Source organism: Burkholderia sp. SIMBA_051 (assembly GCF_046534915.1).
In the GTDB taxonomy this organism is placed as follows: domain Bacteria; phylum Pseudomonadota; class Gammaproteobacteria; order Burkholderiales; family Burkholderiaceae; genus Burkholderia; species Burkholderia ambifaria.
Window position 1 is genome coordinate 20,385 of the sequence record NZ_JAWRXS010000014.1, and the last position, 17,954, is coordinate 38,338.

18 protein-coding genes are annotated in these 17,954 nt (G+C 67.8%); 2 read left to right on the forward strand and 16 right to left on the reverse strand.

What is annotated here, in order from left to right:
- Nucleotides 1-134: 134 nt before the first annotated feature.
- The 13 genes from cheZ to flhD form a co-directional block, all read right to left on the reverse strand.
- Nucleotides 135-866, reverse strand: coding sequence for a protein phosphatase CheZ (gene cheZ / locus SB771_RS28465; protein WP_175661385.1), 732 nt, complete (start codon nt 864-866; stop codon nt 135-137).
- A 1-nt stretch (nt 867) separates the two neighbouring features.
- Nucleotides 868-1,263, reverse strand: a complete 396-nt coding sequence (gene cheY / locus SB771_RS28470; protein WP_006754880.1) for a chemotaxis response regulator CheY — start codon at nt 1,261-1,263, stop codon at nt 868-870.
- A 67-nt stretch (nt 1,264-1,330) separates the two neighbouring features.
- Nucleotides 1,331-2,422, reverse strand: a complete 1,092-nt coding sequence (locus SB771_RS28475) for a chemotaxis response regulator protein-glutamate methylesterase (RefSeq protein ID WP_006754881.1) — start codon at nt 2,420-2,422, stop codon at nt 1,331-1,333.
- The gene (gene cheD, locus SB771_RS28480; protein WP_175661384.1) at nt 2,419-3,180 is read right to left on the reverse strand and encodes a chemoreceptor glutamine deamidase CheD; all 762 of its coding nucleotides are present in this window, start codon (nt 3,178-3,180) and stop codon (nt 2,419-2,421) included. Before cheD ends, SB771_RS28475 begins: the two co-directional genes overlap by 4 nt.
- Entirely contained in the window at nt 3,177-4,154 is a 978-nt protein-coding gene (locus tag SB771_RS28485) for a CheR family methyltransferase (RefSeq protein WP_126226967.1), read from the reverse strand. The genes cheD and SB771_RS28485 overlap by 4 nt, the downstream gene beginning before the upstream one ends.
- Before the next feature lie 3 nt (nt 4,155-4,157).
- Nucleotides 4,158-6,101, reverse strand: a complete 1,944-nt coding sequence (locus SB771_RS28490) for a methyl-accepting chemotaxis protein (protein ID WP_175661383.1) — start codon at nt 6,099-6,101, stop codon at nt 4,158-4,160.
- A 37-nt stretch (nt 6,102-6,138) separates the two neighbouring features.
- On the reverse strand, nt 6,139-6,654 hold the full coding sequence (cheW, locus tag SB771_RS28495; RefSeq protein WP_105833970.1) for a chemotaxis protein CheW: 516 nt from the start codon (nt 6,652-6,654) through the stop codon (nt 6,139-6,141).
- A 48-nt stretch (nt 6,655-6,702) separates the two neighbouring features.
- Nucleotides 6,703-8,937, reverse strand: coding sequence for a chemotaxis protein CheA (gene cheA / locus SB771_RS28500; RefSeq protein ID WP_175661382.1), 2,235 nt, complete (start codon nt 8,935-8,937; stop codon nt 6,703-6,705).
- A gap of 33 nt (nt 8,938-8,970) precedes the next feature.
- Nucleotides 8,971-9,348 carry a response regulator gene (locus SB771_RS28505; RefSeq protein WP_006755772.1) on the reverse strand — a complete coding sequence of 126 codons (378 nt, stop codon included), beginning with the start codon at nt 9,346-9,348 and terminating at the stop codon, nt 8,971-8,973.
- 179 nt (nt 9,349-9,527) lie between these two features.
- The gene (gene motB, locus SB771_RS28510; protein ID WP_175661381.1) at nt 9,528-10,547 is read right to left on the reverse strand and encodes a flagellar motor protein MotB; all 1,020 of its coding nucleotides are present in this window, start codon (nt 10,545-10,547) and stop codon (nt 9,528-9,530) included.
- 13 nt (nt 10,548-10,560) lie between these two features.
- A complete protein-coding gene (gene motA / locus SB771_RS28515; protein ID WP_006762546.1) occupies nt 10,561-11,421 on the reverse strand; it encodes a flagellar motor stator protein MotA in 861 nt (286 codons plus the stop codon).
- A 179-nt stretch (nt 11,422-11,600) separates the two neighbouring features.
- Nucleotides 11,601-12,155: a flagellar transcriptional regulator FlhC gene (gene flhC, locus SB771_RS28520; protein ID WP_011655680.1), complete on the reverse strand. Its 555-nt coding sequence runs from the start codon at nt 12,153-12,155 to the stop codon at nt 11,601-11,603.
- A 95-nt stretch (nt 12,156-12,250) separates the two neighbouring features.
- On the reverse strand, nt 12,251-12,571 hold the full coding sequence (gene flhD / locus SB771_RS28525; RefSeq protein WP_006751074.1) for a flagellar transcriptional regulator FlhD: 321 nt from the start codon (nt 12,569-12,571) through the stop codon (nt 12,251-12,253).
- Nucleotides 12,572-13,238: 667 nt separating this feature from the next.
- On the opposite strand from flhD, the gene SB771_RS28530 reads away from it, so the two are divergent.
- Nucleotides 13,239-14,303, forward strand: coding sequence for a glycosyltransferase family 4 protein (locus tag SB771_RS28530; protein WP_006751073.1), 1,065 nt, complete (start codon nt 13,239-13,241; stop codon nt 14,301-14,303).
- Nucleotides 14,304-14,405: 102 nt separating this feature from the next.
- On the opposite strand, the gene SB771_RS28535 is transcribed toward SB771_RS28530, so the two are convergent.
- The gene (locus SB771_RS28535) at nt 14,406-14,702 is read right to left on the reverse strand and encodes an H-NS histone family protein (protein WP_006751072.1); all 297 of its coding nucleotides are present in this window, start codon (nt 14,700-14,702) and stop codon (nt 14,406-14,408) included.
- Nucleotides 14,703-15,000: 298 nt separating this feature from the next.
- Here SB771_RS28535 and aqpZ point away from each other — a divergent pair, with 298 nt between their 5' ends.
- Nucleotides 15,001-15,741 (forward strand): aquaporin Z, encoded by a 741-nt coding sequence (gene aqpZ, locus SB771_RS28540; protein ID WP_011655679.1) that lies wholly within the window; start codon nt 15,001-15,003, stop codon nt 15,739-15,741.
- A gap of 105 nt (nt 15,742-15,846) precedes the next feature.
- On the opposite strand, the gene SB771_RS28545 is transcribed toward aqpZ, so the two are convergent.
- Complete coding sequence (locus tag SB771_RS28545) at nt 15,847-16,680, reverse strand: Cof-type HAD-IIB family hydrolase (RefSeq protein WP_006751069.1); 834 nt, start codon at nt 16,678-16,680, stop codon at nt 15,847-15,849.
- Nucleotides 16,681-16,952: 272 nt separating this feature from the next.
- The gene (locus tag SB771_RS28550) at nt 16,953-17,834 is read right to left on the reverse strand and encodes a BadF/BadG/BcrA/BcrD ATPase family protein (protein ID WP_175661380.1); all 882 of its coding nucleotides are present in this window, start codon (nt 17,832-17,834) and stop codon (nt 16,953-16,955) included.
- Nucleotides 17,835-17,954 lie beyond the last annotated feature (120 nt).

Below are 17,954 nucleotides of genomic sequence, written 5' to 3' on the forward strand. Positions count from 1 at the left end.
CGAAGGGCACGAATGGCACGACGCGCGCAACAGCCCGCTCCCGGCCGGTGGGGGGAAACCGGTGAAAACCATGCGCGTCGGGCCACTCCGCGACAGGGAACGGCGCCGATGCGATGAGAAGCCGCGGGGCCGCCTCAGAAGCCGAGGCTCGCGAGCAGGTCGTCGACCTGCCCCTGGTCCTGCACGACGTCTGACTTGCCTTCCGGCGCGATCTGCGGCCCGTTCAGCAGCGACTCCGGGCTGCCGGTCGCGCTGATCTGCTCGGCCGCGAGCGCGGCGGCGGTCGCCGCGAACTGCTCGCGCCGCTCGGGCGCGATGTTCTCGACGAGCACGGTGAGCAGCTGCTGCTCGATCAGGTAGACCATGTCCATGATCTTCTTGATCACCTGCCCGGTCAGATCCTGGAAGTCCTGCGCGAGCATGATCTCGAGCAGCTGCGCGCTGGTCGCCGACGTCGCGTCGGGCAGCGCGTGCAGGAACGAGCGCGTGTCGTCCATCAGCTCGCGCACTTCCGCGTGCTCGATCGGCGCCGCGTACCACTGCGTCCAGCGCGCGTCAAGCGCCTCAGCCTCGCTCTGGATGCGCTCCTGCACCGGCTTCGCGATCTCGATCGCGTTGAGCACGCGCTCGGCCGCCTGCTCGGTCATCGTCGCGACGTAGCGCAGCCGGTCGCGTGCATCGGGCACGGCTTCCGCCGCGCGCTCGACGTGCTTGTCGAGCCCCAGCTCGCGCATCGAGTCGCGCAGCGCGCGCGTGACCTGGCCGATGCGCGCGAGGATCCGGTCGCTCGCGAAATCGGCGCCTTCGGCGTGGCTGTCGGCGCTGAACGCCGCGCTGGCGAGCGCTGCATGGATCGGCTGGTTCACGTCAGCTCCCGGCCTTCGCCATCTTGTCGATGATCTTGTTCAGCTTCTCGTCGAGCGTCGCGGCCGTGAACGGCTTCACGACATAGCCACTCGCGCCCGCCTGCGCGGCCGCGATGATGTTCTCCTTCTTCGACTCGGCCGTGACCATCAGCACCGGCAGGTGCGTGAGCGTCGCGTCCGCGCGAATTTCCTTCAGCATCGCGAGGCCGTCGAGGTTCGGCATGTTCCAGTCGGAGATCACGAAGTCGAAGCCGCCGCCGCGCAGCCGCGCGAGGCCGGCCGCGCCGTCCTCGGCTTCGTCGACGTTCGTGTAGCCCAGTTCCTTGAGCAGGTTGCGGACGATCCGGCGCATCGTCGGGAAATCGTCCACCACCAGGATTTTCATGCTCTTGTCCATCGTCGTTCCTTTCCAGATTCGTTACCGTCAGGGCGCGTAGCAACCCACGTGCCCCGTGACATTTGATTCAGACGCGCTGCACCCGATCGCCCATCGTCGCCAGGCGCGCCATCACGCGCCGGCTCATCTCGGCCAGCGAGACGACCTCGTCCGCGCCGCCGAGCGCGATCGCCTCGCGCGGCATCCCGAACACGATGCAGCTCGCCTCGTCCTGCGCGAACGTGTGAGCGCCCGCTCGCTTCATGTCCAGCAGACCGGCCGCGCCGTCGCGGCCCATCCCCGTGAGGATCACGCCGATCGCGTTCTTGCCCGCGTGCTGCGCCGCCGAGCGGAACAGCACGTCGACCGACGGCCGGTGGCGGTTCACCGGCGGCTCGTCCGACAACTGCGCGATGTAGTTCGCGCCGCTGCGCGCGAGCAGCAGGTGCGCATGGCCCGGCGCGATGTACGCATGGCCCGGCAGCACGCGTTCGCCGTGCTCGGCTTCCTTCACCGCGATCCGGCACAGGCCGTTCAGCCGCTGCGCGAACGACTTGGTGAAGCCGGGCGGCATGTGCTGCGCGATCAGCACCGCCGGCGCATCCGGCGGCAGCGGCGTCAGCACCTCGCGGATCGCCTCGGTGCCGCCCGTCGACGCACCGATGATGATCAGCTTCTCGGTACTGACGAGCGGGTTATTGATCATCGGCGCGGCCGGCTGGCCGCTCGCCGTGGGCGCGGCGGCTTGCGGCTGCGGCGTCTGCCGCACGCGGGCGCGCGACGCCGCGCGGATCTTGTCCGCGAGCTTTTCCGCGTAGTCGAGCATGCCGTCGCGAATCCCGACGCGCGGCTTCGTGACGAAATCCACCGCGCCGAGCTCGAGCGCGCGCAGCGTGATCTCGGAGCCGCGCTCGGTCAGCGACGACACCATCACGACCGGCATTGGCCTCAGGCGCATCAGCTTCTCGAGGAAGTCGAGCCCGTCCATGCGCGGCATTTCGACGTCCAGCGTCAGGACGTCCGGGTTGTGCTGCTTGATGAGATCGCGCGCGACGAGCGGATCGGGCGCGGTCGCGCACACCGTCATGTCGGGCTGGCTGTTGATGATCTCCGTCATCAGGCTGCGGATCAGCGCCGAATCGTCGACGCACAACACTTTGATCTTCTGCACTGCGGTCATGCCTCCTGCTTTCTCGAAAGGTTGGCGGCGGTCGGGCTGCCGGCGTACGAGCTGCCGGTCTTCGGGTTCGTCGTCTGCGCGCCGCCGGCGCCGCGTGCGCCGAACAGCTCGATGCGCGGGCGCGTCGGCGGCGGCGCGGCCGGCCGCTTCGCCGCGAACAGCTCGACGTGCGCGCGCTGCCGGCCGGCCCGCACGCGGTCGGCCTCGCGCGCCAGCGCGGCTTCGCGCTCGGTCACGCCCGGCACCTGCAGCCGCAGCTTCTTCACCATCGCGCGCCCGGTGCGCGGCATGAACGCGACCTTGCGCGGGTGCACGCCCTGCAGATCCTCCGCGGTGATGCGGATGCGCTCGAGCGCGAGATAGCGGCGCACGAAATCCGCGTTGCGATCGCCGATGTTGATCGTCGTCATCCCGGCCAGCACGGCCGCGCCGCCGAACACCTTCGCCTCGAAGCGCTCGCGGCGCCCGCCGGCCTTGATCAGTTCGTTGATCAGCACTTCCATCGCGTATGCGCCGTAGCGCATCGAATCCGATGCGGCCGCGCCGGCATCGGCGCCGTCGTCGGGCAGCATGAAGTGATTCATCCCGCCGATGCCCGCGAGCGGGTCGTGCAGGCACGCGGCGACGCACGAGCCGAGCACGGTCATCAGCACCATGTCCTCGGACGTCGTGTAGAACTCGTTCGGCAGCAGCTTCACGCCCGGGCGTTCGAAGTGGTTGTCGAAGTAGCGATTGGTCGCGATCGGCAGGCCGCTCATTCGCGTTCTCCGTAAGCGAGCGCGGCACGCGCGGGCGCGCGCGGCGGCGCTGCGGCGGCCGGCGTCGCGCCGCGCGGGCGCGAGCCTTGCGCGGCATCGCGCGTCAGTTCGTACACCGTCTGCCCGCGCAGCCGGAACGCCTGCGACACGTACGTGAAATTCTCCGAATGCCCGGCGAACAGCAGCCCGCCCGGCTTCACGAGCGGCTCGAAGCGCGACAGCACCTGCCCTTGCGTCGGCTTGTCGAAATAGATCATCACGTTGCGGCAGAAGATCGCGTCGAACGGCTTCGCGATCCCGTAGTCGGCATCGGTCAGGTTCAGCTGCTCGAAGCGGATCATCGCGCGCAGTTCCGGGCGCACCTTCACGCGGCCGGCCTGCGCGCCGGTGCCCTTCAGGAAGAAGCGCTTGAGCCGCTCCGGGCTCAGGTGCTTGACCTGGTCGTACGTATAGATGCCGGCCTCGGCCTTCGCGAGCACCTGCGTGTCGAGGTCGGTCGCGAGGATCGACGCGCCGCGCGCGGCCGATTCGCCGAGCGCCTCGATCAGCGTGATCGCGATCGAGTAAGGCTCCTCGCCGGTCGACGCCGCCGAACACCACACCGACACGGGCGCAGGACGCCCCTTCACGAAGTCGGCAAGGATCGGGAAATGGTGCGACTCGCGGAAGAACGCGGTCAGGTTCGTCGTCAGTGCGTTGGTGAACGCCTCCCACTCGAGCGGATCGTCCTCCTGCTCGAGCAGGTCGAGATAGTCGCGGAACGTGTCGAGGCCGCGTGCGCGCAGCCGGCGTGCCAGCCGGCTGTACGCCATGTCGCGCTTGTGCTCGGACAGCGAGATGCCTGCGCGTTGATGGATCAGCGCGCGGATGCGTGCGAAATCCGCGCCGGTAAACGCGAAGTCGCGCCCCGGCTCGCCCGCGCGGGGCGAGGTATCCGGTGCATCGGGTCGAAACGGTGCGCGCGCGGACGGCATGGCTTAGAAGGTCTCCCAGTCGTCGTCGGAAGCACCGGCCGCGGCCAGCGCCGGCTTCTCGCCGTTCAGCGCCGGACGCACCAGTGCGGGCTTGTCGGCCGGCTTGGGCGCTGCAGCGGCCTTCGCGAGACGCGGGCCGTAGCCGCCGGCGGCCGGCGCTTCCTTCGATGCGCGTGCGGCGGAATCCGTCGTGGGCTTCGCTGCATTGCGCGTCGCCGGTGCCGCGGCGTGCGGCGCGGGCGCCGCGCGGCGGGCCGGCTGGGCGGCGGGTTGCGCTGCATGCGGTGCGTGCGCAGCCGGCGCGGCTTCGTGACGGCTCTCCGACGGCGACGCCGGGGCCTGGGCTTGTGCGGCCGGGCGCGCCGCGCCGCGCACCGGCGCCATCGCGATGCCGCCCGTGACGCGCCAGCCCGATACGATCGCCTTCATCTGGCGCGTCTGCTCCTCGAGCGACGCGGCCGCCGCCGCGGCCTCTTCGACGAGCGCCGCGTTCTGCTGCGTGACCGAGTCCATCTGGCCGACCGCGCGATTGACCTGCTCGATGCCGGTCGACTGCTCGTCCGACGCGGCGCTGATCTCGCCCATGATGTCGGTCACGCGGCGCACGGCCTGCACGATCTCGTCCATCGTCGAACCGGCCCGCGCGACGAGCGCCGACCCGCTTTCGACCTTCTCGGCCGAATCGCCGATCAGCTGCTTGATTTCCTTCGCGGCGCTCGCGCTGCGCTGGGCCAGCGAGCGCACTTCGCCCGCGACCACCGCGAAGCCGCGGCCCTGCTCGCCCGCACGTGCGGCCTCGACCGCCGCGTTCAGCGCGAGGATGTTGGTCTGGAACGCGATGCCTTCGATCGTGCCGATGATGTCGACGACCTTGCCCGAGCTCGCCGCGATGTCCTGCATCGTCGACACGACCTGGCCGACGACTTCGCCGCCGTGCGTCGCGATGTCGGACGCGTTCACCGCGAGCTGGCTCGCCTGCCGCGCGTTCTCCGCGTTCTGGCGCACGGTGCCCGTCAGCTGCTCCATGCTCGATGCGGTTTCCTGCAGCGACGCGGCCTGCTCCTCGGTGCGCTGCGACAAGTCGGTGTTGCCGGTCGAGATCTCGCGCGCGCCGACGTCGATCGACTCGGTGCCGCGATGCACGGCCTGCACCATCGTCGTGACGGCGTCCTGCATCCGCTTGATGCCGCCGAACAGGCGGCCGATCTCGTTGGTGCTGGACACGTTCACCGGCTGCGTGAGGTCGCCGCCGGCGATGCGCTCGAAGTGCGCGATCGCGTCTTCGAGCGGATTGATGATCAGCCCGCGCAGCGCGAAGCGGATCGCGATCACGACGACGAACGCGATCGCAACGCCGGCCGCGATCAGGCCGATCATCATCGAGATCTGCGACTGCGTCGCGGTCTGGCGTTCTTCCGCGCGCTTCTGCAGCGACGCGACCACGGCCGCCGCCGCCTGGTCGTACGCGACGAACATCGGGCTGATCTTGGTGTCGGCGACCGCGTGATACGCGGCCATGTCGCCCGCGCGCGCGGCCGCGAATTCCGGCTCGACGCCTTCCTTCATGATCGTCGCGTAGCGCGCGGCGAGGTCGTCGACGAGCGCCTGCTCGATGCCGAACTTCGGCGTCGCCTGGAACGCCTGCCAGTTCTGGTTCGACTTCGTGTACAGCTCCTGCGCGCGCTCGAGCACCTTGCTCGCGTCGGCCGTGTTGCCGGCCTCGGTCAGCGAGCGGAAGCGGTCGAGCGACACGCGTGCGCGCAGCAGGTACGACGACGTGTCGTCGAGCGTATGGATCGCCGGCAGATCGACGTGCGCGATCTCGTCGAGCGAGCGGCTCGCGTGATCGAGCGCGTAAAGGCCGAGGCCGCCGACCGCGGCGGCCAGGCCCACGAGGATGAGTCCGACCGCCGTGAGCGTCGTGCGGATCGACCAGTTATGCAACATTGCAGATTCTCCCGAAATTCCTGCGTGCGCGGCGCACTTATCCGCCGAGCGTCTCGATCAGCGCCATTTCCCGGCTCGACATCAGCTTCTCGATGTCCATCAGGATCAGCATGCGGCCGTCGACGGTGCCGAGGCCCGTCAGGTACTCGGTCGTCAGCGTCGCGCCGAACTCCGGCGCCGGCATGATCTGGTCCGTCTGCAGCGTCAGCACGTCAGACACGCCGTCGACCACCATCCCGACCACGCGGTTCGACACGTTCAGGATGATCACGACGGTCTGGTGGTCGTACTCGACGCGGCCGAGATGGAACTTGATCCGCATGTCGACGATCGGCACGATGATGCCGCGCAGGTTGATCACGCCCTTGATGAAGTCCGGGGCGTTCGCGATGCGCGTGACGCTGTCGTAGCCGCGGATTTCCTGCACCTTCAGGATGTCGATCCCGTATTCCTCGTCGCCGAGCGTGAAGACGAGGAACTCCTGCCCCGTCGCATCGCCATGCGCGGCGTCGCGGCCTCTGGTAGCCGCGTTCGCCGCGGCCGGATTGATCATTTGGACTTCAGCAGACACGTGTGCCCCCAATCGGTTGAATGGCGAGAGTCAGAAGATCGCGAGCTCGGCGCCGACTCGGGCGCCGTGCATCGCACGGGTTTCGCGGTTCAGCGCCGCGACGTCGACGATCAGCGCGACACTGCCGTCGCCGAGGATGGTCGCCGCCGAGATGCCGTGCACCTTGCGGTAGTTGGTTTCGAGGTTCTTCACGACCACCTGCTGCTGGCCGACCAGTTCGTCGATCAGCATCGCGAAGCGGCGCCCCTCGGTTTCCATGATCGTGACGATCCCCTGGGTCGGATCGGTGCGCGCGTCCTCGACCGAGAACACCTCGTGCAGCGCGACGAGCGGCAGGTATTCGCCGCGCACGCGCACCACGCGCTCGCCGTTGCCGACCGTGTAGATGTCGTCGTTCGACGGCTGCAGCGACTCCATCACGAAGTTCAGCGGCAGGATGAAGATCTCGCTGCCGACCTTCACCGACATCCCGTCGAGGATCGCGAGCGTGAGCGGCAGCACGATCCGCGTGGTCGTGCCGCGGCCGGCCTGCGACGAGATCTCGACATGGCCGCCCATCGACTGGATGTTGCGCTTCACGACGTCCATCCCGACGCCGCGGCCCGACACGTCGGTCACGGTCTCGGCGGTCGAGAAGCCCGGCGCGAAGATCAGTTGCCAGACTTCGTCGTCGCTGATGTTGTCGGACACCTGCATGCCCTGCTTCGCGGCCTTCGCGAGAATCCGCTCGCGGTTCAGGCCCCCGCCGTCGTCGCTGACCTCGATCACGATGTTGCCGCCGTGATGCGCGGCCGACAGCACGAGCTGGCCGACCGCGTCCTTGCCGGCGGCGACGCGCTTGTCGACGGTTTCGATCCCGTGATCGAGGCTGTTGCGCACGAGGTGCGTGAGCGGGTCGATGATCCGCTCGATCAGGCTCTTGTCGAGCTCGGTCGCCTGGCCGAACGTGACGAGCTCGACCTGCTTGCCGAGCTTGCCGGCCAGGTCGCGCACAAGCCGCGGGAAGCGGCTGAACACATAGTCCATCGGCATCATGCGGATCGACATCACCGCTTCCTGCAGGTCGCGCGCGTTGCGCTCGAGCTGCGCCATCCCGTTGAACAGGCGGTCGTGCAGCGCCGGATCGAACGCGCTCGCGGTTTCCGCGAGCATCGCCTGCGTGATCACGAGCTCGCCGACCAGGTTGATCAGCTGGTCGACCTTCTCGACGCCGACGCGGATCGAGCTGCCTTCGGCGCCCGCTGCGGCGCCAGCCGGGCGCGGACGCTTGTCGTCGTGATGCGCGGCGGCCGGCGCCGCGGGTTCGGCGTGCGGTTGCGGCGCCGCTTGCGGTGCCGGTTGCGCGGCGGCGCTCGGCTGGGCCTGCGGCGCGGCGGCGGCCGGTGCGGCACCGGGGGCTTGCGCGAATACCTCGACCCGCGCGGCCGGCTCCGGCGCGGCTGCCGGCGTGGCTAACGATTCGGCGGCCGGCGCGGCGGCAGGCGCCGCCGGTGCGGCCGGCGCGGTGCCGCGCGCGATGCGGATCTGGCTGTCGTCGATCACGAAGCAGCACACGGCCGTGATGTCGTCGGACGATACGTCCGATTCGAGCCACAGCGTGAGATCGGCGCCCGCTTCCTCGCGGCCGACGATCCGGCCGAGATTGCCGAGTTCCTCGGTGAGCAGCGCCTGGTCCTTCGGGTCGACGCCGACGAGCGTGATCTTCAGGTGCGGGCCGTCCGCGTCGACGTCGGCCGCCGGATGCGCGGCAGCGACCGCCTGTTCGACCACGTGATCGGGCGCGCCGTTGCTGCCGGCGGCCGGTGCCGGCGCCGGTGCAGCCGCCACGGCGGGCGCGGCCGGCGCGACGTCGGCGGCCGCGGGCGCACCCGCGCCGCTCTCGGCCTTCAGGCGTTCGAGCTTCGCGCAGATCGTCGCGGCGGCGGCCGCGTCCGGTTCGGCGCTCGCGCGATAGTCGACCAGCTGGTCGGACAGCACGTCCTTGGTCTCGAGGAACGCATCGACCATTTCCTTGGTCAGCGTCAGCTCATGGTTGCGGGCGCGGTCGAGCAGCGACTCGAGGATGTGGGTCGTCTCGGTCAGCGCGGAAAAGCCGAACGTCGCCGCGCCGCCCTTGATCGAATGCGCGGCGCGAAAGATCGCGGCCAGGTCCTCGGGGTCGGGCGAGCCGACGTCGAGGTTCAGCAGCAGCTGCTCCATCTGCGCGAGCAGCTCGTCGGCTTCGTCGAAAAAGGTCTGGTAGAACTGCGTGATGTCGAGAGTCATGCCCGGTCACCGGTTGGATTCGTCGCGTTCATGTCAGGAGGCCGTCTGCTCGGACAGCGTCGCGACCAGGTCGACCAGCACGGCCGGGTCGATCGGCTTTTCGATCCAGCCGGTCGCGCCCGCTTCGCGCGCGGCGTCCTTGAATGCATCGCTGCCTTCGGTCGTCAGCACGAGGATCGGCGTGTCCGCGTACGCGCTCAGCTTGCGCAGCGCGGCGATCACCTCGAGCCCGCTCCTGCGCGGCATGTTCTGGTCGGTCAGCACCAGGTCGTACGGCACGGTGGCCGCCATGTCGAAGCCGGCTTCGCCGTCCGGCGCCACCGTCACGTCGTAGCCGGCCTGCGCGAGCGTCGCCTGCAGCAGCGCACGCATGGTCGCGGAGTCGTCGATCGCGAGAATGGTCCGGATCATGCCAGCCTCCGCGGGGCCGCCCCGACGGCGCAGCAGGCAATGCGCGAAGCATCGCTTCGCGCCTGTGCGGCCGGCCGGCTTTGCAGAGCCGGCCGTGGGCGGCCGAGCGCTCCCTCGGGGGGCAGCGAACAAAGTGAGCGTTGGGGTCGTTTCATGCGTGTCTCGGAATCGGGGAAACGTCAGGGTTTCGGCGCCACGGCGACGGCGCTCGCGAGCTCCGGTCGCGCGGCCGGCGTCGGGCCGCCGAGCTGCTGGGCCAGCAGCTTCGAGCCCGCCGCGTCGGCCGACAGCGTCGTGGTCGTCGCGTCGTCGCGCATCAGCGCGTCTTCGGATTTGCGATTCAGCACGATCACGCTGATCCGGCGGTTTTCCGGATCGAGCGGGTCGGCCTTGTTCAGGTTCTGCGTCGACGCGAGGCCGAGCACGCGCAGCACCTTCGACTCGTCCATGCCGCCCGTGATCAGCTCGCGGCGCGACGCGTTCGCGCGGTCGGCCGACAGCTCCCAGTTGCTGTAGCCGCCTTCGCCGCCCGCGTACGGCACCGCGTCGGTGTGGCCCTGGACGATGATCCGGTTCGGCACGTCGTTCAGCGTCTTGCCGATCTCGCGCAGGATGTCGCGCATGTACGGCTCGACGTGGTCGCTCGACATCGCGAACATCGGCCGCTTCTGCGAATCGACGATCTCGATGCGCAGCCCCATCAGCGTCGAATCGATGCGGATCTGCTGCTTGAACTGGCGCAGCGTCGGGTTCGCCTCGATCGCGGCCATCAGCTTGATCTGCAGGTCGTGCAGGCGCGCCTGCTCGAGCCGGTCTTGCGCGCCTTGCGCCTGCGCGCGCGAATGCTGGTCGCCCGCTTTCGCGACGCGGTCGGCCAGCGACGTCGTGCCGTCGGTGCGGCGCAGCGTGCCGGCGTCGGCGCTCGACAGGTCGCGGCCGCCGCCGTTGATGATGCTGGAGTCCTGCGAGCTGCGATCGCCGCTGCCGAACAGCGCGGCCTTCAACGGCGTGTTGAAGTACTCGGCGATCCCCTTCAGCTGCACCGGCGTGACCGAGCTCAGCAGCCACATCAGCAGGAAGAACGCCATCATCGCGGTCATGAAGTCCGCATACGCGAGTTTCCATGCGCCGCCGTGATGGCCCTTCTTCTGCGGGGCCACCCGTTTCACGACGATCGCGCGATCCTTGCCATTGCTCATCGAACGCTCCGCGTCACTTTGCCTTCACGCGGCGCACGTGCTCTTCGAGCTCCGTGAACGACGGACGCTCGGTCGAGAACAGCACCTTGCGGCCGAACTCCACCGCGATCGCCGGCGCATAGCCGTTCAGGCTCGCGAGGATCGTCACCTTGATGCACTGGAACATCTTGGTGGACTCGGCGACGCGCTGCTCCGCGAGGCTCGCGAGCGGCCCGATCAGCCCGTACGACAGCAGAATCCCGAGGAACGTGCCGACCAGCGCCTGCGCGATCATCGCGCCGAGCACCGCGGGCGGCTTGTCGGCCGACGCCATCGTGTGCACGACGCCCATCACGGCCGCGACGATCCCGAATGCCGGCATCGCGTCGCCGACGCGCATCAGCGCGTGCGCGGGGCCTTCGCCTTCCGTGTGGTGCGTCTCGATCTCCTCGTCCATCAGGCTCTCGATCTCGAACGCGTTCATGTTGCCGCCCACCATCAGGCGCAGGTAGTCGGTCAGGAATTCGACGATGTGGCGATCGGCGAGGATCTTCGGGTATTGCGTGAAGATCGGGCTCTTGTCCGGATCGTCGATGTCGGCTTCGAGCGTCAGCGTGCCTTCCTTGCGCGCCTTCGCGAGCAGCACGTACAGGAGCGCCATCAGCTCCATATAGACGTCCTTCGTGTACTTCGAGCCCTTGAAGAGCGTCGGCAGCACGAGCAGCGTCGCCTTGATGGTCTTCATGCCGTTGCCGAGGATGAACGCGCCGACGCCCGCGCCGGTGATCATCAGGATCTCGAGCGGCTGGACCAATGCGCCCAGATGCCCGCCTGCCAGCGCATAACCGCCGAAGACGGACAACAGCGTCACGAGTGTTCCCACGATAATCAGCACTGCCTGTCCCTCACGAAAGAACCGGCGGGGAGACCGCCGTTAATCAGGTTTACGGCAGTCGGCAGGAAAACTTTCGCGGCAGCGCCGCGGCGGCGCGGCGGTGTTTACCAGCAAGCCTCGACCGGTTCGCGCGGCCCGCGGCAGCCGTCCCGCTGCCGCTCGGCCCCGCCCGGCGCCGTTCAGGCCGCGGCGGCAGCCAGTTCGGCGCGCGCGGCGGCGGCCTTGCGGGTCTTGCCGGCGCGCGACGGCGGCTGGCAGAGGCCGCACACGAAACCTTGATGTGGATCATGCGCATGGGCGACGAAGTGGCCGCCGCAGCGCGTGCACGGGGTCATCTGCAGCATCCCCGAGTCGAAGAAGCGCACGAGCGTCCATGCGCGCGTGAGACTCAGCGCGGCTTCGTCGCCGGACAGGTTCACGTGCTCCTGGTAGAGCCGGTACGCCTTCACGATCGACTGGATCGGATCGCAGCGGCCGTGGTCCTGCATGAACCGGTAGATGTTGTAGAACAGCGACGAGTGGATGTTCGGCTGCCACGTCATGAACCAGTCGGTCGAGAACGGCAGCATCCCCTTCGGCGGCGACACGCCCTTCAGCTCCTTGTACAGCTTGATCAGGCGATCGCGCGACAGGCTCGTCTCCGCCTCCAGCAGCTGCAGGCGGGCGCCCAGTTCGATCAGTTCGATGGCGAGGGTGATTTCCTTCACCTCGATCACGACGCTTTTGCTTGCCATGGTGAATAACTGTCCGCTTGACGTGGTTCGGATGAGTGGCCAATACGCCGCCCGCCGGCGCGGCGCGCCGGGACGAACGCAAGGCAAAAAAAGGATCAGCGGACGCTTTCGACCGGCTGGCCGGCCATCAGGATGGCCGAGTGCGCGTGCGTGACGACGTCGCTGCGACCCTTGTCGGCGAGCGACGACAGCAACGCGTGATCGTCGAAGCGGAAACGGCACAGGATCTGGTTCGACGCGGCGAGCTTCACGGTCTGGGCGAGCGTGAGGTTGGCGAGCACGTCGGCGAGTTCCTGGGAAACGCCCATGCGGAACATCCCCATCGCTTTGTCTTCCCGCAGCAGTCGTTGCGCGAGGAGGAGGTACGACAGGTTGACCTCTTTGATCTCACTGAGCATTTCGCTGGTGGCGCTCATGATTCCCCCGTTAAAGAGCTTTGCTGTTGGCCTTTCATGTTATGAAAACGTTTGCTCGGTCGGGCCCTACTAAGCTCCGCCGGCACGTTTATCAGTCTTACAGGGCGAATTTTGGCCAAACCGCATTTATGTCGGTATCAGCGAAGTGGCGTATGCCGCGCAGGATTTGTCTGTAAACCGTGTAGGAATTTTTCCGACAAGGCGAATTGAAAGGGGACAAAAGGCGGGGCAAATAGGGGCGCGAATTCGTCGGAGATGGGGTTCCGCATGGGACGAATCCGGCTGGAGGCCGTCCGGCAAGGCTGCCGGCGTGTGAATCGGTAAAAATTATAGTGGTTTTTCACGATAGCGCAACAATAGTTGCGTCTGTCTCGCGTGATGATTCCGGACCCTTTTTATCCGGGTTTTCTCGTATTTCACGGTGTAACAAGCCTTAAGTGTTTGAAAAAACACTCGAACCCTTCTAGGCGATATCGATAATGGACTCAAACGGGCGGCGGCGTGAGGCGCACCGCCCCGCCCCCGCAGCTTGCCGCCCGGCGTCCGGCGCATCCTGCCCCGGACCCGGCCACGTACCGCTCAGAGCGTGCGTCGGCGAGTTCCGTAACCTTGTATCGGATCGGCATGCGCATCGAGCGCCCACGCCGGTCGACACCGGAGAACGCCCATGCGTATTGCCCAGATCGCGCCGCTTTACGAAGCTGTCCCGCCGAAACTCTACGGCGGCACCGAGCGTGTCGTGTCCTACCTCACCGAGGCGCTCGTCGAGCTCGGCCACGATGTGACGCTGTTCGCCAGCGGCGACTCCGTCACGTCGGCCCGTCTCGAGGCGGCATGGCCGCGCGCACTGCGGCTCGACCCGTCGATCCGCGATTCGATGGCGCCCCATATGCGCCTGATCGAGCAGGTCGCCCGTGTCGCGCACGAATTCGACGTGCTGCACTTCCACCTCGACTACCTGCCGTTCTCGCTGATGTCGCGTCTCGACACGCCTTACGTGACGACGCTGCACGGCCGCCTCGACCTGCCGGAGCTGCAGCCGGTGTTCGACGCGTTCCCGAATTCGCCGGTCGTCTCGATCTCGAATTCGCAGCGCAAGCCGCTGCCGCAGGCCGCGTGGGCCGGCACCGTGTATCACGGGCTGCCCGACACGCTGCTCACGCCGCAACCGCACGTGAAGCCCGAATACCTCGCATTCCTCGGCCGGATCTGTCCCGAAAAGCGGGTCGACACCGCGATCCGGATCGCCGCGAAAAGCGGGCTGCCGCTGAAGATCGCCGCGAAGGTGGACAAGGCCGACGCCGACTACTTCAAGGAAGTGATCGAGCCGCTGCTCGGCGAGGCGCATGTCGAATTCATCGGCGAGATCAACGAGGCGCAGAAGCCCGCGTTCCTGTCCGGCGCGAAAGCGCTGCTGTTCCCGATCGACTGGCCGGAGCCGTTCGGCCTGGTGATGATCGAGGCGATGGCCTGCGGCACGCCGGTGGTCGCGTTCAACCGCGGCTCGGTGCCGGAAGTGATCGAGGACGGCGTGACGGGCTTCATCGTCGAGGACGTGCAGGGCGCGGTCGGCGCGCTGCACCGGATCGACAGCCTGTCGCGCGACGCGATCCGCGCGCGCTTCGATACGCGTTTCAGCTCGAAAGCGATGGCGCGCCGTTACGTCGAAACCTACGAATCGCTTTGCACGGCGGCAAAACGGCCGACCTTGCGCCAGGTCGCGGGCGCCTGACGCCGCGAAATTCGTCAGGAAATATTCCGTAAAATTCGCGCCGAAATCGGCGCGGAAAACCAAAGAGCCGCATCGTCGATGCGGCTCTTTCTTTTTGCGCGGTCATTCGATCAGGAAACGATCGCGGTTTTTCCCGACGATCCAATTCGGCGGCTTGCCGCGCCCGCTCCAGGTTGCACCCGACTTCGGATCGCGGTACTTCGGCGGCAGCGGCGCCTTTTTCGGCGGACGCCCGCGCCGCGCGCGCTCCACGAAGCCCAGATCCTGGGCCGTGAGCCCATATTCGGCAATCATTCGCTGAACTTCGGCGATCACCGTCGCCACTTCCTGACGGCGCACGTCATCCGCCTGAGCCTGCAGATCGGCGATCTGCGCCTTGAGTTTCGCGTATTGAGACATTTTTCGACTCCCTTTTTCCATGATGCGGCTCCGGCGAGTCCGGCCGGAACACCAACACCCGTTACGTCGTCCGCACTGCCGCCCTGCTCTTCAAAATTAATGCTGCCATCTTTAACCGATTTGGCTATATGGAGAATGCGGACTTATTCTAATAAAGGCCATTCGCCAGCATTCAAATTTAACAATCGTTGACCCTCTTGAACCCGATTCATTTCCTATAATCCAGACCAATTCCGGGCGGCGGAATAAATCATCCGCCCGCCCGTTTGTCTTCAACCCACTTGAACGAGGTCCCTACATGAATCTTTCTCAGCGTCTGGCTGCAGAGGCATTCGGCACGTTCTGGCTGGTGCTCGGCGGGTGCGGAAGCGCCGTGCTGGCCGCCGCCTTTCCGGGCCTCGGCATCGGCTTTGCCGGCGTCGCGCTTGCATTCGGCCTGACCGTGCTGACGATGGCATTCGCGATCGGCCATATTTCGGGTTGCCATTTGAATCCGGCTGTGAGTGTGGGCCTGACGGTCGCCGGCCGCTTCCCGGCACGCGATCTCGCGCCGTACATCGTTGCGCAGGTGGTCGGCGCGACGCTCGGTGCGTTCGTGCTGTACCTGATCGCGACTGGCAAGCCGGGCTTCGACCTCGTCGGCGGCGGCTTTGCGACGAACGGCTTCGGCGAGCGCTCGCCCGGCCACTACTCGCTCGGCGCGGCGTTCATCTGCGAAGTCGTGATGACGGGCTTCTTCCTGTTCGTGATTCTCGGCGCCACCGACAAGCGCGCGCCGGCCGGCTTCGCGCCGATCGCGATCGGCCTGTGCCTGACGTTGATCCACCTGATCTCGATCCCGGTCACCAACACGTCGGTGAACCCGGCCCGCTCGACCGGCCCCGCGCTGTTCGTGGGCGGCGAGGCGATCGGCCAGCTGTGGCTGTTCTGGATCGCGCCGATCATCGGTGCGGCCATCGCCGGGATCATCTATCCGCTGGTCGCGGGGCGTGACAACGCCGTCGACCTGCTGCCCGCATCCGCTCGCACAAGCGAATAAAACACTACGGGGTGACGCGAGCAGAACAGCGAGCCTCACGCTGGCGAACAACATCGAGGCAGGTAATTTGGACGGGCGCCGCTGGCGCCCGTTTTTCATTTGCGTTCAGGAAGCGGCGACGCCGTCGAGGGTGTCCTCGAGCGAGAACAGCGTGCGCAGGTGGCGGGCGACGCCCGCGTCGAAGTTGTTGCCGATCCGCGGAATATGCGGCAGTTGCGCGATCAGGTCGGGATTCGCGTTGTTCATCATGAACGCGTGACCGGCCGTTTCGAGCAGGTCGATGTCGTTCATGTTGTCGCCGAACGCGATGCAGTGGCCGGTATCGACGCCGAGCCGCGCGAGCACCGCGCGCAGCGCGCGGCCCTTCGACACGTTCGCGGTCATCACTTCGAGGCAGTCGGGCAGCGAGTACGTGACGTACAGCGCATCGCCGAACTGCACGCGCATTTGCTCGGCGACCACCGCCAGATCGGCTGGCTCGCCGATGTACAGCACCTTCGCGATGTCCGCGCCGTCGTGCGCGGCCATGTCGATCACGTCGTACCGGAAACCCGAATCCTGGTGGAATTCGAGCAGGTGCGGCGCTTCGCGGTCGATCAGCCAGCCGCGGTCGGTGAACAGGTTGACGATCACGCGTCCGTGCGCGCCGGTCACGCCCGGCTGCACGAGCCCGCGGACGATCGCGGGATCGATGTCCTGCGCATGGATCGCCGTATCGTCCGGCGCATGCACGCGCGCACCGTTCGACGTGATCAGGTACGGCCGGATGCCCAGCACGTCGCGGATGCCGGCGACGTCCGCGTAATGGCGGCCCGTCGCGATCACGAACTGCAGGCCGTCGCGATCGAGCCGGCGGACGGTCTCGATCGTGTACGGATCGAGCTGGTGGTCGCTGTTCAGCAGGGTGCCGTCGAGATCGGTGGCGATGACTTTGTACATGGGAGCGGGGAAATGGCGCGCAGGGTGCTGCGGAACCGCCATTTTAACGTCGTGCCCGGTGGGGCGTCGGGCGGTTGGTCGAACGGGGGTGGGGCGGGGAGAGGGGTTTCAAGCCGTTTAGGCTTGCGCGCGTTGCCCGTTCGGAGTGGCCGGCTTGCTTGCCATCCGGTTGGTCTGCTCGGGCTGCTCGGGCTGCGCAGTCCGCTCAGCTCGCCCACCTGCTCCAGCCGGTCAGCCCAGCCCACGCACCGCGCCCGGCCTCCTCAAACCACTCACCCCGCTTCAGCCGCCCGCAACGCCTGCAGCGCGAGCCGCAACGCGCCATGCGCGGAATCGTCGAGCGGCGCGCGCAGCCGGGCCGCGTGACGTGCCGGCACGGCCGGTGCAAGCGCGTCGGCCAGCCCGCCGCACAGCGCGACCGGCAGCGCCTGCTGCGGATCGAGCGCGTCGATCATCTTGCCGATCTCGTCGCCGGCCTGCGCGATCAGCGCGGCCGCATACGGGTGGGTGCGATGCGCGAGCACGATCGGGGCGAGGCGCGCATAGATCGTCTGGTTCGCATCGCACGACCACTGGACGAGTGCGTCTCGATCGTGCGCGCCCGTTTCCGCGAGCAGCGCGCCGGCGAATGCATCGCGCGGCGCGCGGCCGTCGAGCGCCTGCTGGGCGTACGCCAGCGCGCGCAGCCCGAGCCACGCGCCGCTCGCTTCGTCGCCGGACGGGAAGCCGAAACCGCCCGCGATGCGGCAGTCGCCCGCCGCATCGAGCGCCGCCGCGATGCTGCCGGTGCCGAGTGCGACGATGAGGCCCGGCGCACCGCCGTGCGCGCCGACGACGGTCGTGTAGGCGTCGCTCTCGACCGCCAGCGCGTCGAGCGGCGCCTGCGCGCGGAACGCGGCGAGCCACGCGGCATTGTTGACGCCCGCCAGCCCGCAGCCGAGCGCGCATTGCGTCCAATCGAACGCGAGCCCGGCCCGTGTGAACGCGTCGGCACAGGCCGCGCCGATCGACGCCCACGCCCGCTCGATGCCGAGACCGAGGCCCGACGGGCCGCCGCGCCCCTGCGCGAGCTCGCGCCCGTTCCGGTCGGCCAGCACCGCGCGGGTGCCGGTGCCGCCGCCGTCGATGCCGATCGCAAAAAGTAATGCCGTCATGCGTTGATCCTGCTGATTCGAACAGGCGCCAAGCTTAACCGGATCGGCGCCGCACGCCCATCTGCCGTTCGGCCAGCTATGCCGTGAATGGGCCTTCCGCTATGCTGGCACGATCGAATC

Excerpts from the sequence above, each read along its gene's own strand:
- SB771_RS28490 (WP_175661383.1), bottom strand. The coding sequence starts at position 6,101 with ATGTTGCATAACTGGTCGATCCGCACGACGCTCACGGCGGTCGGACTC.
- flhC (WP_011655680.1), bottom strand. The coding sequence starts at position 12,155 with ATGGCAAGCAAAAGCGTCGTGATCGAGGTGAAGGAAATCACCCTCGCC.
- SB771_RS28505 (WP_006755772.1), bottom strand. The coding sequence starts at position 9,348 with ATGATCCGGACCATTCTCGCGATCGACGACTCCGCGACCATGCGTGCG.
- aqpZ (WP_011655679.1), top strand. The coding sequence starts at position 15,001 with ATGAATCTTTCTCAGCGTCTGGCTGCAGAGGCATTCGGCACGTTCTGG.
- cheW (WP_105833970.1), bottom strand. The coding sequence starts at position 6,654 with ATGATCAATCCGGCCGCGGCGAACGCGGCTACCAGAGGCCGCGACGCC.
- flhD (WP_006751074.1), bottom strand. The coding sequence starts at position 12,571 with ATGAGCGCCACCAGCGAAATGCTCAGTGAGATCAAAGAGGTCAACCTG.
- SB771_RS28535 (WP_006751072.1), bottom strand. The coding sequence starts at position 14,702 with ATGTCTCAATACGCGAAACTCAAGGCGCAGATCGCCGATCTGCAGGCT.
- motB (WP_175661381.1), bottom strand. The coding sequence starts at position 10,547 with ATGAGCAATGGCAAGGATCGCGCGATCGTCGTGAAACGGGTGGCCCCG.
- SB771_RS28530 (WP_006751073.1), top strand. The coding sequence starts at position 13,239 with ATGCGTATTGCCCAGATCGCGCCGCTTTACGAAGCTGTCCCGCCGAAA.
- SB771_RS28485 (WP_126226967.1), bottom strand. The coding sequence starts at position 4,154 with ATGCCGTCCGCGCGCGCACCGTTTCGACCCGATGCACCGGATACCTCG.
- cheY (WP_006754880.1), bottom strand. The coding sequence starts at position 1,263 with ATGGACAAGAGCATGAAAATCCTGGTGGTGGACGATTTCCCGACGATG.
- SB771_RS28475 (WP_006754881.1), bottom strand. The coding sequence starts at position 2,422 with ATGACCGCAGTGCAGAAGATCAAAGTGTTGTGCGTCGACGATTCGGCG.
- SB771_RS28550 (WP_175661380.1), bottom strand. The coding sequence starts at position 17,834 with ATGACGGCATTACTTTTTGCGATCGGCATCGACGGCGGCGGCACCGGC.
- cheA (WP_175661382.1), bottom strand. The coding sequence starts at position 8,937 with ATGACTCTCGACATCACGCAGTTCTACCAGACCTTTTTCGACGAAGCC.
- cheD (WP_175661384.1), bottom strand. The coding sequence starts at position 3,180 with ATGAGCGGCCTGCCGATCGCGACCAATCGCTACTTCGACAACCACTTC.
- SB771_RS28545 (WP_006751069.1), bottom strand. The coding sequence starts at position 16,680 with ATGTACAAAGTCATCGCCACCGATCTCGACGGCACCCTGCTGAACAGC.